This window comes from Spirulina sp. CCY15215 (genome assembly GCF_016888125.1).
GTDB lineage: Bacteria > Cyanobacteriota > Cyanobacteriia > Cyanobacteriales > Spirulinaceae > CCY15215.
The window spans coordinates 1-1498 of sequence record NZ_JACSWA010000118.1 but is presented as its reverse complement, the minus strand read 5'-3'; the positions used below and the strand labels follow the sequence as shown (position 1 = coordinate 1498).

Genomic DNA, 1498 nt, shown 5'->3' with positions numbered 1-1498 from the left:
TTGCTTCTCAATCTTTTTCGGGGATTCAAAAAACACCGGGAGTTTGCGGAGGAGATGCTTGTATTGGCAAAACAAGAATTCCGGTTTGGTCATTGGTGAACGATCGCCGTCAGGGGATGAGTGAAGCGCAAATTCTAGCGGCTTTTCCTGGTTTAAGCGCGATCGATCTGGTTAATGCTTGGACGTATGCTGAGGCAAATTCAGAAGAAATTGAAACGGCAATTCGAGAAAATGAAGAAATTGTTAAACAAAGTAGCGATCGGCAATCTTTTTTACAGTTATCTCTTGTGGAACGTCGTCACATTTTAGCAAAACAAGCTGATAAAATAGAACCCCATTATCAAGAAGATTCTCAATGGCGCGAATGGACTAATTTAGATTGCGATCGCTTTTATGAATATGATTCGTCAACCGAAACGCGGTGAAATTTGGCAAGTTAATTTCGGTTATGATGAAGAGAAATAAACTGAAAATAGGCGATCGCATTTCTTTCGTTATCGCTGGTAAAGAATGGAGGAGATGCGATCGCGTTATATCCAAAAAACGATACAATAAAAAAGAAATGAGGAAGTTTCCATGAGCAAAACACGAACAATCTACAATCGTATTACTTTTGATCCTCAAATAATGGGAGGACGTGCCTGCATCCGAGGAATGCGAATAACGGTTTCTTTGGTTTTGAGTTTGGTTGCTAACGAGATGACAATAGAGGACATTATAGAGGCTTATCCTTATCTAGAAACAGAAGATATTAAAGCCTGTTTGAAATATGCAGTCTTCTTAGCTAGTGAGCAAATTCGTCCGTGGTCAACGATCGCCATCAGGGGATGAGTGAAGCGCAAATTCTATTAGTTGGATTGATTTTGATCTGCTAAAATAAAAGGATATATTTTTAGAATGAATTGGAAGTTTCTTGGGAGGATTTAAAAGCAGAGATGGAGCAATAAATTTGATCGCCGATCGGTAAAAATGCTATGCTAATCTATGGGATGAATTCGAGGTAGTTGGGAGATTTAACAATGGTAGAAACTAAAACATCGCGGAAAGTGGGTCAAGGGAGAATATTTCCTGCAATTCAATGGTCAGAAGAACAGAAAGCAGAATGGAAGATAAAACGAGAAGCCTTTTATCAGCGCTGCAAACCAATTTTTGAACAAGTTAAAAACGAACTGATAGAAACGCACTATAACTGGTATATTGCAGTTGAACCGGAGAGTCAAGAATATTGTTTGGCTGAGAATGAATTGGATGCGATCGCGCTATCTCGTAAAAAATATCCGAATTTACCATTTTATCTTTTTCAAATTAGCGATCGCAATTTCTGACTTTAGAAGAGAGTACAAATTAGAGAAAAAGGCGATCGCAGTTCTTGCGTTATCGCTGGTGAGGAATGGAGGAGAGGCGATCGCGCAGGTGAAAAAAATGTTATGCTGAGTTAGATTTTGGAGGATTTGTATGGAAATTTCTCTGCAACCAGACCTCGAACAATTTGTACGAG

General features: G+C 39.1%; 2 protein-coding genes and 1 pseudogene. All 3 read left to right on the top strand.

Features of this window, described 5'->3' with window-relative positions:
* A pseudogene (locus tag JUI58_RS27465) lies at positions 1–248 on the top strand (DUF433 domain-containing protein); the annotation flags it as partial.
* A gap of 328 nt (positions 249–576) precedes the next feature.
* Positions 577–831: a DUF433 domain-containing protein gene (locus tag JUI58_RS00540; RefSeq protein WP_204101802.1), complete on the top strand. Its 255-nt coding sequence runs from the start codon at positions 577–579 to the stop codon at positions 829–831.
* Positions 832–1019: 188 nt separating this feature from the next.
* Positions 1020–1325, top strand: a complete 306-nt coding sequence (locus JUI58_RS00535; RefSeq protein ID WP_204101801.1) for a hypothetical protein — start codon at positions 1020–1022, stop codon at positions 1323–1325.
* Positions 1326–1498: the final 173 nt, after the last annotated feature.

Coding starts and splice junctions, on each gene's coding strand:
- JUI58_RS00535 (WP_204101801.1), top strand. CDS start 1,020: ATGGTAGAAACTAAAACATCGCGGAAAGTGGGTCAAGGGAGAATATTT.
- JUI58_RS00540 (WP_204101802.1), top strand. CDS start 577: ATGAGCAAAACACGAACAATCTACAATCGTATTACTTTTGATCCTCAA.